Origin of the sequence: Dyadobacter sp. CY343 (genome assembly GCF_021390335.1) — a bacterium.
In the GTDB taxonomy this organism is placed as follows: domain Bacteria; phylum Bacteroidota; class Bacteroidia; order Cytophagales; family Spirosomataceae; genus Dyadobacter.
The window spans coordinates 468864-482522 of the sequence record NZ_JAJUXK010000001.1 but is presented as its reverse complement, the minus strand read 5'-3'; the positions used below and the strand labels follow the sequence as shown (position 1 = coordinate 482522).

Sequence of the window (13659 nt, the reverse complement as noted above, 5' to 3'; positions counted from 1 at the left end):
GATATGATTAAGCCGGAAAGTATGGAACTCTGCCTCGGTTCCGAAAAGAACTATGCCGGTACAAAATGTCATACCGCAAACGGTTGCAATTCTTGATTCGATTGATTCTTCTTCCACAACCTTGCATTACATTTGTCGCGATCACGCATTTTCTGAATCATTTTATACCAGCTCAATGAAAAAAAGTTGCCTCTACCTGATACTTTTTCTTTTAAATACCTCCATTGTATTTGGACAAACGGCTGAAAAGCCAAAACTGGTCGATTACGTGAACCCGCTGATGGGAACGCAGTCGAAGTTCAGTCTCTCGGCGGGGAATACTTATCCGGCCATCGCATTACCCTGGGGCATGAATTTCTGGATGCCGCAGACCGGAAAAATGGGTGACGGATGGAGTTATATGTATGATGCTGAGAAGATCCGCGGCTTCAAACAGACGCACCAGCCGAGCCCATGGATAAATGATTACGGCCAGTTCTCCATTATGCCTGTCACAGGAAAATTGAAAATAGACGAAGAGAGCCGCGCGAGCTGGTTTTCGCACAAAGCAGAGACTGCCAGGCCGCATTATTATAAGGTGTACCTGGCCGACTATGACGTTACGACAGAAATCGCGCCGACTGAAAGAGCAGCCCAGTTCCGCTTCACATTTCCTGAGTCAGACAGTTCCTATGTTTTGGTTGATGCATTCGATAAAGGGTCTTATGTGAAAATCATCCCCGGAGAACGGAAAATCATCGGTTATACCACCAAAAACAGCGGCGGCGTCCCGGCCAATTTCAAGAACTATTTTGTATTAATTTTTGATAAAGCATTCACATTCAACTCCGCATTCCGCGGCAAACAGCTTGCAAAGGATACCCTTGAATTGAAAGCAAACCACGTTGGAGCTGTGATCGGTTTCAAAACAAAACGGGGAGAAAAGGTGGGTTTGAAAGTAGCATCTTCATTTATCAGCCCGGAACAGGCTGAGCTTAACCTGCAACGCGAGTTGGGTAATGACAGTTTTGATATTACCAAAGACAAAGGTGAAAAAGTCTGGAACCAGGAGCTTTCCCGTATTCAGGTCGAAGGCGACAATATCGACCAGATCCGCACTTTTTATTCCTGCCTTTACCGCGTGCTGCTATTTCCGAGGAAGTTTTATGAATTTGATAAAGCTAATAAAGTAGTGCATTACAGTCCGTACAACGGCGAAGTGCGGCCGGGATATATGTTTACAGACAATGGTTTCTGGGATACATTCCGGGCGGTTTTCCCATTCTTTACCTTAATGTACCCTACTCTCAACGGGCAGATCATGGAAGGTTTGGCAAACGCTTACGATGAAAGTGGCTTTCTGCCGGAATGGGCAAGTCCGGGTCACAGAGATTGTATGATCGGCTCCAATTCCGCTTCGCTCATCGCCGACTCTTACGTGAAGGGAATCCGCGGCTACGACATCAATAAACTATACGAAGCGATCTTAAAAAATACCGAGAATGCTGGCCCGGTGAGCTCAGTTGGCCGTTTTGGTCATGAATATTACAACGAGCTGGGTTATGTTCCTTACGACGTGAAAGTCAATGAAAATGCGGCCAGAACGCTGGAATACGCTTACGCAGATTTCTGCATTGCTCAGTTGGGCAAAGAATTGAAAAAGCCCCAAAAGGAAGTTGATCTTTATCTGAAAAGAAGCCAGAACTACCGCAACCTTTTTGACCCGGAAACCAAATGGATGCGCGGCAAAAACAAAGACGGACAGTTTCAAAAGCCTTTTAATCCATTCAAATGGGGCGATGCATTTACCGAAGGAAACAGCATTCACTATACCTGGTCCGTTTTTCAGGATGTAAAAGGTTTGATCGGTTTAATGGGCGGACGCGAGGCTTTTGTTCAGAAACTGGATACCGTTTTCACATTACCCCCGATCTTCGACGATAGCTATTACGGTTTCCCGATCCACGAAATCCGCGAAATGCAGATCATGAATATGGGAAATTACGCACACGGAAACCAGCCGATCCAGCACATGATTTACTTGTATAACTACGCTGGCGCACCGGACAAGGCACAATACTGGTCGAGAGAAGTAATGCGCAGATTGTACCAACCTACACCCGACGGATACTGTGGTGACGAAGACAATGGACAAACTTCCGCCTGGTACGTCTTCTCTTCGCTAGGCTTCTATCCGGTCACGCCGGGGACCACGCAATACGTGATCGGTTCGCCACTTTTCAAAAAAGCAACACTGACTATGGAGAATGGCAAGAAATTTGTAGTACAAGCCCCGGCGAACAGCGACAAGAATATGTACATCCAGGCTGCGAACCTGAATGGAAAAAGCTACGGAAATACGTACCTCGAACACGCTGATATTCAAAAAGGCGGCACAGTGCAATTTAATATGGGCAGCAAACCATCCAAAACGTGGGGAACCAAGCCAGAAGCCGCGCCGTTTTCTTTGAGCAAGTAGCTGTTAGCTGTTAGCTGTTAGCTATTAGCTGTTAGCTATTAGCTGTTAGCTGTTAGCTGTTAGCTGTTAGCTGTTAGCTGTTAGCTGTTAGCTGTTAGCTGTTAGCTGTTAGCTGTTAGCTGTTAGCTGTTAGCTGTTAGCTGTTAGCTGTTAGCTGTTAGCTGTTAAAGTAATTGCTGCGTTTATTTATGAGTTCCAAACAACATTTATTTCATCAAACTAAAAAAGCTAATAGCTAAACGCTAACAGCTAAAAGCCAACAACAACCATGCAATATCGAAAAGTAGGTAATTCCGACAACCCTGAAAAAGCTGATCTTGAACTTTCTGTTATCACATTCGGCGCCTGGGCTGCCGGGGGATGGATGTGGGGAGGTTCGGAGCGAAGTGACGCTGTGAAAGCGATACGCGATTCATACGATGCGGGCGTAACTTCCATTGATACTGCGCCGGTATACGGGCAGGGATTGAGCGAAGAAATTGTGGGTGAGGCTATTAAAGATATTTCCCGCGATAAAGTCCAGATCCTGACCAAATATGGAATGCGCTGGGATGTGACGACCGGCGATTTTGCGATGCACAGCAAAAACAACGAGGGTCAGGATATTGACATTTATAAATATGCCGCGAAAGACAGCATTATTAAAGAATGCGAAGACAGCCTGAAACGACTGGGTACCGACTATATCGACCTTTACCAGATCCACTGGCACGATAAAACAACGCCGATCGAGGAGACAATGGAGGCAGTAAGTTTGCTGATTGAGCAAGGTAAGGTGCGTTTTGCAGGTGTCTGTAACTACGACGCTAACCTGATGCGCGAGGCCTCGAAATACATCAATCTGGTTTCGGATCAGGTTCCTTATAGTATGGTGAAAAGGGAAAATGAAAAAGAACTGGTACCCTATTGCATTGAGCACGAAAAGTCTATTCTGGCATATAGTCCAATGGAACGCGGGTTACTGACCGGCAAAATGAAACCTGGTCACCAATTCGCACCTGACGATCACCGCGCTTCTCTTTATTTTTTCAAAGACGAAAATCTAAAAAGGGTTAATGAGTTTTTGGACAAAATAAAACCGATTGCGGACGAGAAGAATGCGACACTAGGCCAGCTGGTGTTACGTTGGACTGTCGAGCAACCGGGCATTACGATTGCGCTGGCAGGCGCAAGAGATTCCAAACAGGCTCTACAAAACGCTGCGGCAATGGATATTTCATTGAGCGCAGACGAAATCAAAACGATCACAGCACACTTAAATGAGCTGGAATTAGTTAAATAGTGGGCATTTCTAAATTTTAACCAAGCTTTATTCACCATAAATTATGAACAAGAACTCTTCCGTTTTCAAGAAATACCTTCCGCTCGCGCTGGGAGGGATGTTACTAACCGCCTCTGTGGGCTTAATGAGCTACAATAATGGTCCGGGCAAAAGTTTGCTGGCCGAATCCGACCTGAAAGTTGACACAGTAGCAACCGGCCTCACCATGCCGTGGGCTTCTGCATTGCTTCCAAACGGCGATATTCTGGTAACTGAGCGCGGCGGCAAGTTGCGCCTAGTTTCAAAAGGCAAGCTCGATGCTACCCCAGTTGCAGGTATTCCCGAAGTTTGGTACAAAGGTCAGGGTGGTTTGCTTGATATTGCCTTGCACCCGGATTATAAAACAAACGGCTGGATCTATATCAGCTATTCTTCTCCTAAGAAAGATGGTGAAGAAGGCGACGACGGCGGTGCAAATACTGCATTGATGCGCGCAAAACTGAAAGGCAAAGAGCTGACTGATATTCAGCATTTGTTCAAGGCGCTTCCTAATGTAAAAGGAAATGTCCATTTCGGCGGACGTATTGTTTTTGATAAAAAAGGTTACGTATTCCTTTCACTGGGCGAAAGAGGCCAGAAGGAGAACTCACAGAACCTGAGTAAAGACCAGGGAAAAGTGGTGCGGTTGTTTGAAGACGGAAAGATCCCTACTGACAATCCTTTCGTGAAGACGGCTGGCGCGAAACCTGAGATCTGGACTTACGGTCACCGTAATCCGCAGGGAATGGTTATTCATCCGACTACCGGCGTGATCTGGGAGCACGAACACGGCCCACAAGGCGGAGACGAGCTTAATATTGTCGAAAAAGGCAAAAACTACGGCTGGCCGCTGATCACTTACGGTATCGATTATGACAATAGCATTATTTCAAAAGATACTGCAAAAGCTGGTTTGGAACAGCCAGTGATCTTCTGGAGACCGTCGATCGCACCTTGCGGAATGACTTTCGTAACCAGCGATAAATTCAAAGACTGGAAAGGTGACCTGATAGTAGGTTCGTTGAAGTTTATGCAACTGCAACACCTTACTGTTAAGGGAAATAAGGTTACCAAGCGCGAAGTGATTTTTGATAAAATCGGCCGCGTTCGTGACGTACGCCAGGGCTGGGACGGTAACATTTATGTGGTACTTGAAAATTCGGGTAAAGTGGTGCGTATCAGCCCAAAAAGCTAATTAATACATGAAACTTATATTGGTTTTACTTTCCGGGATTGTCTTTTGCTCCGCTGTTTTTCCTACTCAGGACGACGAACTGGCGAAGAGCATTGAACGCGGAAAAATGGTCTATTCAGAAAACTGCATCAGTTGTCACATGGGTACCGGCGAGGGCGTAACTGCCACTTTCCCGCCTTTGGCAAAGTCTGATTACTTTATGGAAAATCCGGAAAACGGGATCAAGGCTGTCAAATTCGGTTTAATGGGCAAGATTAAAGTGAATGGAGTTGAATACGACAATATGATGCCGAGTCCCGGACTTGGAAATGACGAGATCGCCGATGTGATGAACTATATCATGAACTCCTGGGGTAACTCTTCTGAGAAGAAAATGATCACCGAGAAAATGGTCGAGGCTGTGGAAGAGAAAAAATAGCATAGCAACCCGCAAATTTTGAAAGCCGCGCAATCCTGGATTGTGCGGCTTTTCTTATGCCCTTTTAATAATTGGGAGCGATCGGTTGATCATCGTTATTTTAAATAAATCTAAATAAAAACTTGTATCGCAAAATTACCCGTTTCATATTTGCGCGCTTATTAACTCCAAAGTCCAATTCATAAGAAATGAAAAAAATCTACACGCTCCTTCTGTTGCTGCTGACAACTGCCGCTGCCTTTGCGCAAACGGGCAGAGTTACAGGGCAAATACTAAGTTCTGACGGGCAGCCGGCCCAATCTGTTTCCGTGGGTATCAAAGGATCTTCGAAGGGTGACATTTCGGACTCTCAAGGAAAATTCACAATTGAGCGACTGAAAGCCGGCGCATATACTTTGCTTATTAGCTTCGTTGGCTCCGAAACGCTGGAAAAACCGATTGATATTCTGGCTGGCGAAACTGCCGAGATTTCTATTACACTTTTAGAAAGTGCCAATCAATTGCAGGAAGTGATCGTAAAGGGCGGAAATGTATATAGCAATGAAAACCTCTCCCCCAGCCTGAAACTGATGACCCCTATTCTGGAAACCCCTCAGAATGTACAGGTAGTAACTTCAAAAGCACTTGAAGATCAGCAGATTATCAGTATGAGCGATGGGTTGATCCGCAATGTAAGCGGCGCAACCCGCCTCGAACACTGGGGAGATATGTATGCCAATATCAGCATGCGCGGTTCGCAGATCCAGGCTTTTCGTAACGGTTTTAATATCGTAAACTCATTCTGGGGTCCATTGACTGAGGATATGAGTTTTGTAGATCACATTGAGTTCGTGAAAGGCCCGGCTGGATTTATGCTTGCAAATGGCGACCCAAGCGGACTTTATAATGTAGTTACCAAAAAACCAACCGGTGAAACCAAAGGAGAAGCAAGCTTCACAATAGGAAGTTTCGACCTGTACCGCGCTACGCTCGACCTGGATGGTAAGCTCAGCAAAGACGGGAAATTCCTGTATCGCCTCAACCTGGCAGGCCAAAATAAAGGATCTTTCCGCCCGAATGAATACAATAACCGTTACAGCGTTGCGCCGGTAATCACTTATCAGATCGACGAAAAAACGAAACTGACCGCCGAATACGCGCTGCAATACGCCAAAATGTCGGATGTGGGTTCTTACTACGCTTTCTCGCCAGAGGGATATGCTACCCTGCCAAGAGATTACACCTCGACGCCTCCGGGACTTAGCCCGACCAAGATCACGGACCACAGTATTTTTATTAATCTTCAACACCAAATCAATGCAGACTGGAAAATTACCGGTCAGCTGGCTTACCTGAACTACAAAATGGCAGGCAGCAGCCAGTGGCCGTGGCTGGTGAACCCGGACGCGACCATGCAGCGTGGTGTGGGTATCTGGGATGCAAAAAGCGAAATGACGCTTGGACAGGTATTTGTGAATGGTAAAGTAACCACGGGAGGTGTTGTACATCGCCTTTTGGGAGGTATTGATGTAGGTTCAAAAGAATATCTTGCCGACTGGGCACAATCGGCTCCATTGGATACACTGGGCGGCCTCTTCAATCCTAAGGCTCCATTTTACGGCAGGCCAAACGCGGGTTACCCGGTATTTGACCGCACCCTCAATCTCGAAGCACGGGCTGTACAGGCAGGTGGTTTGATGGACCAGAAGTACACAGGTCTGTATTTGCAGGATGAACTTGGATTCCTTGACAACAAGATCCGATTGACTATTGCTGGAAGATATACCAACCTGAGCCAGGCACAATGGGGTGCGGCACCCGACAAAGCGAGTCATTTTACTCCCCGTCTTGGTTTGAGCATTTCACTTACTAAAAACACTTCAGTTTACGCGCTGTACGACCAGGCGTTCCTGCCGCAATCGGGACGTTTGAGCAGCGGCGAAAAGGTGCAGCCGATCACAGGTAACAATACAGAATTTGGTTTGAAAAGAGATTGGGCGGACGGACGCTGGAATACAACCCTGGCATTTTACCGCATCCTTAAAAATAATGAGCTTACCGGCGACCCAACGCGTCCTGCAAACTCAGGTTTCAGTGTAGAACTAGGTCAGAAAAGGGCGCAGGGAATCGAGTTCGACGTGCGCGGAACGATCCGGCCGGGCTTGAACCTGACAGCCAATTATGCGTACACCAACTCAGAAGTAACCAAGGTTACCGAAGGAGTGGAAGTAGCCAAAGTTGGAGATCCTGTGCCGGGTTTTGCAAAACATACTGCAAATGGCTGGCTGAGCTATAAAGCTCAGAAAGGTGCGCTGAAAGGTGCTGGAATATCCGGCGGTTTCACTTACCAGGGCGACCGCGCCACTTCTACTTGGAGCAATACTGATAACACTTACAACCTTCCTGATTATTTCAAACTTGATGGTGGTGTGTTTTGGGAAAAAGACAAAATCCGTCTGACACTCAATGTGTTTAATATTTTGGATAAATACCTGTACAGCGGTGGTACCTATAATTTCACAACCGAAGCAGGTAACCCGATCACATCCTATTACTGGCAGGCTGAGCCTCCGAGAAATTACAGATTAAGCATTGCTTACAAGTTCTAGGTTCAATTGCATCAATACAAAAAATGCCCGGGCTGATCAGTCGGGCATTTTTTGTATTTAAATGTAAAAGATCAGATCGCGTGAGAAAGCATAAGCTGCGCACCTTTGCTGAAACGCTCGTGCTGCGAATCATATATTTTGTGAACAGATGGGACAGGGTCAAATTCCTGTCCTACCGTCGTGAAAGACGACAGTTCGGAGAAGCTATTGTAAACTCCCAGCGCTTTCAATCCCATCATCGCTGCGCCTACCGCACCGGTTTCGACGGTTTCATTCAATTTTGCTTCAATACCGAAAACATCCGCCAGCATCTGTACCCAGGCCGGGCTGCGGGCAAATCCGCCGTTTGCATAAATCGTCCGGATCTTTCCCATTTCCAGTAGAATTTTACCAATACTGTACAAATTCAGCATAATACCTTCCATCACGGCACGGGCAAAATGCGCACGGGTATGCCGGATATCGAGCCCCGAAAAGCCGCCCCGGACCATCGAACTCCAAAGCGGCGCCCTTTCACCGAGTAAATACGGATAAAAAAGCAGACCATCGGCGCCCGGTTCAATTTCAGAAGCCTCTTTGACAACTGTATCGAATTCGTCGTTCGGATAAAAGGTATTAACAAGCCACTCAAAAATCACCGCTCCATTATTGGAAGGCCCGCCAACTATATAGGTTTGCTCGTCGAGTACGTAGCAGAAAGTTTGCATTAACTGATCAGAATAAGGCTTATTGGAACAAATCCGCACAGCTGCACTGGTGCCGATCGTGACGGCCATTGAACCGGGATGAATTGCGCCGCTGCCCAGATTAGCCAGGCAACCATCGCTCGCGCCCATGATCAACGAAGTCCCCGCCGGCAATTTTGCTTCGTTACCCGCAGGTACTTTCTCAATATGGTAGGGAGAAACTGCCCTGGAAAGCTTTTCAGACTTTAAGCCCAGCTTTTTCAAAGTATAAGTATCCCACTGCAATTCCCTGATATTGAACATCCCGGTAGCCGAAGCAATAGAATAATCCACGAGATATTGCCCGGTCAATCTATGAATCACATATTCTTTGATTCCAATGAATTTGCTGGCTTTTTTGTAGAGCCCGGGTTCATTTTCCTTGAACCAGAGTAGTTTACAAACCGGCGCCATCGCATGGATGGGCGTTCCATTGTTGTTGTATATTTTCTTGCCAACCTGAGACGCATGTAGTTTAACAGCAATCTTGGAACTGCGGTTATCGGCCCAAATTACCAGTTCTGTCAGCTTTTTTCCATTTTTATCCAATGCAAGCACTGCGTGCATAGCCGCGCTGAAACTCACGCCGAGCAGCTCGCTATCTTTTACTTCCTCGACTACTTTTTGCAGCGTTTTGCAAACCGCCTGAAATATCTCTTCGGGATCCTCCTCGCTCCAATCGGGCTGAGGATGGTTCATTTCATAACCTTCACTGTGGGAAGCCAGAATATCACCGGAAACGGAATCAAAAGCGACGGATTTTGCATTTGTTGTGCCGATATCACAACCGATCAAATAGGGCATTGGAACGAATTTTAGTCTTGGAAAAGGTGGATTACACTACCCTTTTTACCGCGAATTTTATTAAAACAAATGTATTGATTTTAGAATAAGCTGCAAGTCAGATTGCTATTCACTGCTTTTCACCTAAAAAAACGAGCCGAAAAACTGAAACCTGAGGAGTAATTATTATTTTCGCGAAGGAATCAATTACATGACCGATATAGAAATGTCTGAAACGCAACATACCGAATCAACCAAATTATCAAGCTTTGTTTACATTGCAGCATTCGTAATCCTATTTGCTATTCTTGCGATATTCGGCGATTTGTTCACATTTATATTAGGAACAATTGGGCTGATCGTCACATTTGCAGCGTTTTACCGCGATAATAGCCACGACGCCGATCACCATCACTAATTTGCTTGCCGGCCACGTGCCGGATATTACTGAATGGCCAGCTCCGGAATCACGTGATTGATTTTCCAGGAGAGCTGGCCATTTTGTTTATCAACCTCCCAGGCTTCTTCATACACGCAAGTATCTTCAATATCCCGGTACTCGATCTTCAACTCCTTCCCCTGGATCAATACCCTTGCAAATCCATTGTAACCCAGTGAATGCCTTTTAATTACAGTCCGCACGCGCGTATCGTAATATTTAATTTTCTTGATATCAGTCGCGTCGGGCAGCTTAATTTCAACCGGCAATCCACCGTGGCCGATACATCTTCCGTAGGCAACCGGCCCGTCGCCATTTTTGACCATATCATAAATCACAAGCCGGTGATCGTGTCCCCATATCCAGACGATCGGCCTGTCGGCTTCGCCCAATAATTCCTTGATCTGAGCGCCTGGCTTGGGATATTCTTCCCGGAATGCGGACAGATAAGGATGGTGACTCAGAAAAACCAGTCCTCTTTTATCTTCTTTATCTCCCAACTTTACAACATCCCGAAGCCACTCCACCTGCTCCCTTTTTAAATGGCAATCGGGCGGTGAAATGATTTCGAGCAGCGGGCGGCCCACCGAAGTGTAGGCGGTATCTATCCCAATAATCCGCCAGTCGTCATTTTCCAGACAGAAAAAACCGGCTTGCTGCGTTTTCTTGATTTCACCCTCCATCGCGTACATGGCGGGCAGCAAATGCTGGAAATAAGCATTTCCATTCGAATACATTTCATGGTTACCCGACAATGCGAGACTGCCCGACGCGCCGTAATACCAGGAAGCGTAAGGCGCTGTGAAATTTAACTCGATCTCCTTCGGCGTACCTACAAAGTAAATATCGCCCATATGAATGGAATAATCGGGCGTATACCTGGAAACCAGGTTGGCTATCTTGTCAGACTCCTCCGTATCGCTGGCCCAGTCGGACAGCAAAGCGAGGCTGATTTCGGTGCGGCTGGGAATGGAGGATTGCAGTTTATAAATGCCGGTATCGCCATTTCTTGGATAAGCCTGATAAGGGTGCCGGGGACCGAAGCGGCTGCGCAGGTAATGCCAAGCAAAATCGATCAGGTTGGTTTTGAAAAACTCTGAGATCGCATTCGTGGCCGATGCGGTATCTTTTACGCGTTTTTCATACAGTTCGAGCTGCGTTTTCGCGTGGTTCTCAGCTTCACTGTGACCAAGGTCAAGGTATTTTTCAGCTCGTTCTTTTGGAGATTCAGGCATAGGAATAAGCAAAGGGCCAGTAGCGGCCCTTTTTAAGTTTTAAGCTTTCGCTTTCGATTTCAGATTATAAAGGTTGAGAGCAAGAAAGCTGTAAATTTTCATTGCAAAGCCGGGAATGATAAAATCCCTGATCACTTCTTTTCTTCGATCCGGCGCAGGGTCGCCGAGGGAAAGATATTTAAGCGCAAATTTCAGCCTCGGCCAGTAAGTGTGACCGTACTCCCTGGAAAACAGCAACTTATAGTAATATACCGAGATATTTTTCTTGATCCGGTCATCGTATTTATACCCCAATTCCTTATTAATATTCGAATACATTTGAATACGGTTAAAAAGGAAATCAGCGCCGTAATGGTTGTCAGCAAAGCTCGCCCCGCCCCTGTTTTTCCGATAAACGGACATTTCTTCATTAATATAACCGATCGGTCCGCGCGTGGCGAGCATGATATTGCGCGGAATATCTCCGCTGGTCGAGAGGTTAGTCCACTCAGGATCTGGATGTTTTGCAAAATCCTCTCTCCTGAACATCAGACTGGAAGTAGCAATAAAGCACAATTCATCTTCCCCGATCAGATCGTCGACCGTTATCTCAGGTTTATCAAGAGAATTTACCAGGTAAGGAGGCGCTGCATTATCGTCGAAAATAACACGCGCATTATGATAGCAGGCGGAATAATGCGGATTTGCATCGAGCATTTCCACTTGTTTTTGCAGCTTATGCGGGGAAGTCAGGTAATCGTCACCATCAAATTGCGCAATGTACTCACCTTTCGCGGCGGCAAATGTGGACAATGCATTGTATTTTCCGTTCAGCCCCATATTCTTGGGATGAAGCAACAGCCTGATCTTGTCGGGATAACGCTGCTGATATTCCTTCAGGATCGCGGCAGTATTGTCTTTGGAGTTGTCGTCGCCCACCACAATTTCAAAGGGAAATGTAGTTTGCTGCATCAATATAGAATCCAGCGTTTTAGCTACAAATTTCTCGTGGTTATAGGTAACTACGCAGACACTCACTTTTATCATATCACTCATGCATTGATTTTAAGCTGTTCGCCCGGGGCAAATTTATTCATTTATTACAAATATCGGGCTGTCCGCTTACTTGCGGCAATTACCGGCCCACGATCCTCCGGCCCAATCTTCAAACCACTGCTGCGTAAAATAAATTCAGCAGCTTTTCCGCTCCAAAGCTTATTAGCCTACTTTTGAAAAAATACACGAATTAAGAAATGACCGATTTCAGCACAACAAATCAAAAACCACTGTTTCGCAAACCGTCGATATTTGCAGGTTTGGAACACGTGATAGCTGCCGAAAGTACGCGGCACGGCGGGGTAAGTCCGGCTCCATTCAACTCGCTTAATCTGGGCGGCTCGCAAGATTCGCATGCGCATATTCTGGCTAATAACCACCTGTTCTTCGCGGCGCTAGGCGTGCCATTTGAGCAGGTCGCCAAATCCCACCAGGTGCATGGAAATGAGATTATCAATGTAAAAGCACCCGACAGATTTGAAGGTTTTGACGCATTGATAACAAATGTTCCGGGTATTCAATTGGCTGTAACGGTCGCTGATTGTACGCCTATTCTCGTGTTTGATGCTGTCAATAAGGCTTCGGCGGCCATTCACGCGGGCTGGCGCGGAACTGTGAGTGGAATTGTGAGTAAAACGATCGCGGCTATGCAAAGCTCCTTCGGCACTGACCCGAAAAACTGTTTCGCGTACGTCGGTACCTGTATTGATGAATGTTCTTTTGAGGTAGGTGAAGATGTGGCGCAGCATTTCACCAGTGCATTCAAGCGCTGGGATGAGAATAAAGGAAAGTTTTTTGTGGATTTAAAAAACGCTAACCGGGAGCAACTTCTCGCAGCCGGGCTATTGCAGGAAAATATAGAGATATCTCGTTATTCCACGGTACTGCACAATGAAGACTACTTTTCCTACCGGCTGGAAAATGGCATAACCGGCCGCCTGCTGGCAACGATCGGCTATTTCCCGAAGGTGTAAAACAATAAAGCCAGCTTGCGGGCTGGCTTTATTTCGATTGACTATTGTTCAGAGGAAACTGGTTCCGGCGTGATTGGTGCCAGTTTAGGAACCGCTGGTTTCGAAACTCTGGTTTTTGGAGCGACAGATTTTGAGGCAACTGCTTTGTTAACAACCGGCTTCGCAGGAGCTGCTACCGGTGCTTTGGAAGATGCAGCTGCAACGAGCGCCGCGATCTTTTCAGTTTTTTCAGCTTTACCTTTTTTGCCGTCTTTCTTGTCTTTTCCTTTTCCCTTTATCTTCTTTTCAGCATTCTTTGTGTCTTTCTCTTTCTTCTTCAAAGTTTCCTTTTCGAACTTAGCGACCTTCTTAGCAAGCTTCGCAGCCGCTTTTTCAATCGACTTCTTTATTTTTTTTGAACCGGCTGAAACGGCCTCAATTTTACCTGTGATCGTTTCGGCAATTTCGCTGGATAACTTTTTTGTAGCGGATTTCATAAGGTTATTTTCTTAGTACAAAGGATCAATGCT

At 46.3% G+C, this 13659-nt stretch carries 11 protein-coding genes; 7 read left to right on the top strand and 4 right to left on the bottom strand.

All coding sequences use genetic code 11. The annotated features are described in order from the left end of the window. Positions 1 to 175 precede the first annotated feature (175 nt). The 5 genes from LZG94_RS01920 (at position 176) to LZG94_RS01900 (ending at position 7959) form a co-directional block, all read left to right on the top strand. A complete protein-coding gene (locus LZG94_RS01920) occupies positions 176 to 2458 on the top strand; it encodes a GH92 family glycosyl hydrolase (protein WP_233790292.1) in 2283 nt (760 codons plus the stop codon). 268 nt (positions 2459 to 2726) lie between these two features. After that, positions 2727 to 3740, top strand: coding sequence for an aldo/keto reductase (locus LZG94_RS01915; protein WP_233790291.1), 1014 nt, complete (start codon positions 2727 to 2729; stop codon positions 3738 to 3740). A gap of 43 nt (positions 3741 to 3783) precedes the next feature. Next, positions 3784 to 4953, top strand: a complete 1170-nt coding sequence (locus LZG94_RS01910) for a PQQ-dependent sugar dehydrogenase (protein WP_233790290.1) — start codon at positions 3784 to 3786, stop codon at positions 4951 to 4953. A 7-nt stretch (positions 4954 to 4960) separates the two neighbouring features. After that, positions 4961 to 5371, top strand: coding sequence for a cytochrome c (locus LZG94_RS01905; RefSeq protein ID WP_233790289.1), 411 nt, complete (start codon positions 4961 to 4963; stop codon positions 5369 to 5371). Positions 5372 to 5559: 188 nt separating this feature from the next. Further along, positions 5560 to 7959, top strand: coding sequence for a TonB-dependent receptor (locus tag LZG94_RS01900; RefSeq protein ID WP_233790288.1), 2400 nt, complete (start codon positions 5560 to 5562; stop codon positions 7957 to 7959). A gap of 71 nt (positions 7960 to 8030) precedes the next feature. Here the strand turns inward: LZG94_RS01900 and LZG94_RS01895 are convergent, their stop codons facing one another. Continuing rightward, positions 8031 to 9488, bottom strand: coding sequence for a gluconokinase (locus LZG94_RS01895; RefSeq protein WP_233790287.1), 1458 nt, complete (start codon positions 9486 to 9488; stop codon positions 8031 to 8033). A 190-nt stretch (positions 9489 to 9678) separates the two neighbouring features. Here LZG94_RS01895 and LZG94_RS01890 point away from each other — a divergent pair, with 190 nt between their 5' ends. Continuing rightward, positions 9679 to 9885, top strand: coding sequence for a hypothetical protein (locus tag LZG94_RS01890; RefSeq protein ID WP_233790286.1), 207 nt, complete (start codon positions 9679 to 9681; stop codon positions 9883 to 9885). A 26-nt stretch (positions 9886 to 9911) separates the two neighbouring features. On the opposite strand, the gene LZG94_RS01885 is transcribed toward LZG94_RS01890, so the two are convergent. Together LZG94_RS01885 and LZG94_RS01880 are read right to left on the bottom strand one after the other, a co-directional pair. Continuing rightward, the gene (locus LZG94_RS01885; RefSeq protein WP_233790285.1) at positions 9912 to 11141 is read right to left on the bottom strand and encodes a metallophosphoesterase; all 1230 of its coding nucleotides are present in this window, start codon (positions 11139 to 11141) and stop codon (positions 9912 to 9914) included. 39 nt (positions 11142 to 11180) lie between these two features. After that, entirely contained in the window at positions 11181 to 12176 is a 996-nt protein-coding gene (locus tag LZG94_RS01880; RefSeq protein WP_310589844.1) for a glycosyltransferase family 2 protein, read from the bottom strand. Positions 12177 to 12373: 197 nt separating this feature from the next. Here LZG94_RS01880 and pgeF point away from each other — a divergent pair, with 197 nt between their 5' ends. Further along, the gene (pgeF, locus tag LZG94_RS01875; RefSeq protein WP_233790284.1) at positions 12374 to 13150 is read left to right on the top strand and encodes a peptidoglycan editing factor PgeF; all 777 of its coding nucleotides are present in this window, start codon (positions 12374 to 12376) and stop codon (positions 13148 to 13150) included. A 41-nt stretch (positions 13151 to 13191) separates the two neighbouring features. On the opposite strand, the gene LZG94_RS01870 is transcribed toward pgeF, so the two are convergent. Next, a complete protein-coding gene (locus LZG94_RS01870) occupies positions 13192 to 13626 on the bottom strand; it encodes a histone H1/H5 family protein, HCT subfamily (protein ID WP_233790283.1) in 435 nt (144 codons plus the stop codon). Positions 13627 to 13659: the final 33 nt, after the last annotated feature.

Excerpts from the sequence above, each read along its gene's own strand:
- LZG94_RS01920 (WP_233790292.1), top strand. The coding sequence starts at position 176 with ATGAAAAAAAGTTGCCTCTACCTGATACTTTTTCTTTTAAATACCTCC.
- LZG94_RS01910 (WP_233790290.1), top strand. The coding sequence starts at position 3,784 with ATGAACAAGAACTCTTCCGTTTTCAAGAAATACCTTCCGCTCGCGCTG.
- LZG94_RS01905 (WP_233790289.1), top strand. The coding sequence starts at position 4,961 with ATGAAACTTATATTGGTTTTACTTTCCGGGATTGTCTTTTGCTCCGCT.
- LZG94_RS01895 (WP_233790287.1), bottom strand. The coding sequence starts at position 9,488 with ATGCCCTATTTGATCGGTTGTGATATCGGCACAACAAATGCAAAATCC.
- LZG94_RS01900 (WP_233790288.1), top strand. The coding sequence starts at position 5,560 with ATGAAAAAAATCTACACGCTCCTTCTGTTGCTGCTGACAACTGCCGCT.
- pgeF (WP_233790284.1), top strand. The coding sequence starts at position 12,374 with ATGACCGATTTCAGCACAACAAATCAAAAACCACTGTTTCGCAAACCG.
- LZG94_RS01915 (WP_233790291.1), top strand. The coding sequence starts at position 2,727 with ATGCAATATCGAAAAGTAGGTAATTCCGACAACCCTGAAAAAGCTGAT.
- LZG94_RS01870 (WP_233790283.1), bottom strand. The coding sequence starts at position 13,626 with ATGAAATCCGCTACAAAAAAGTTATCCAGCGAAATTGCCGAAACGATC.
- LZG94_RS01885 (WP_233790285.1), bottom strand. The coding sequence starts at position 11,141 with ATGCCTGAATCTCCAAAAGAACGAGCTGAAAAATACCTTGACCTTGGT.
- LZG94_RS01880 (WP_310589844.1), bottom strand. The coding sequence starts at position 12,176 with ATGAGTGATATGATAAAAGTGAGTGTCTGCGTAGTTACCTATAACCAC.
- LZG94_RS01890 (WP_233790286.1), top strand. The coding sequence starts at position 9,679 with ATGACCGATATAGAAATGTCTGAAACGCAACATACCGAATCAACCAAA.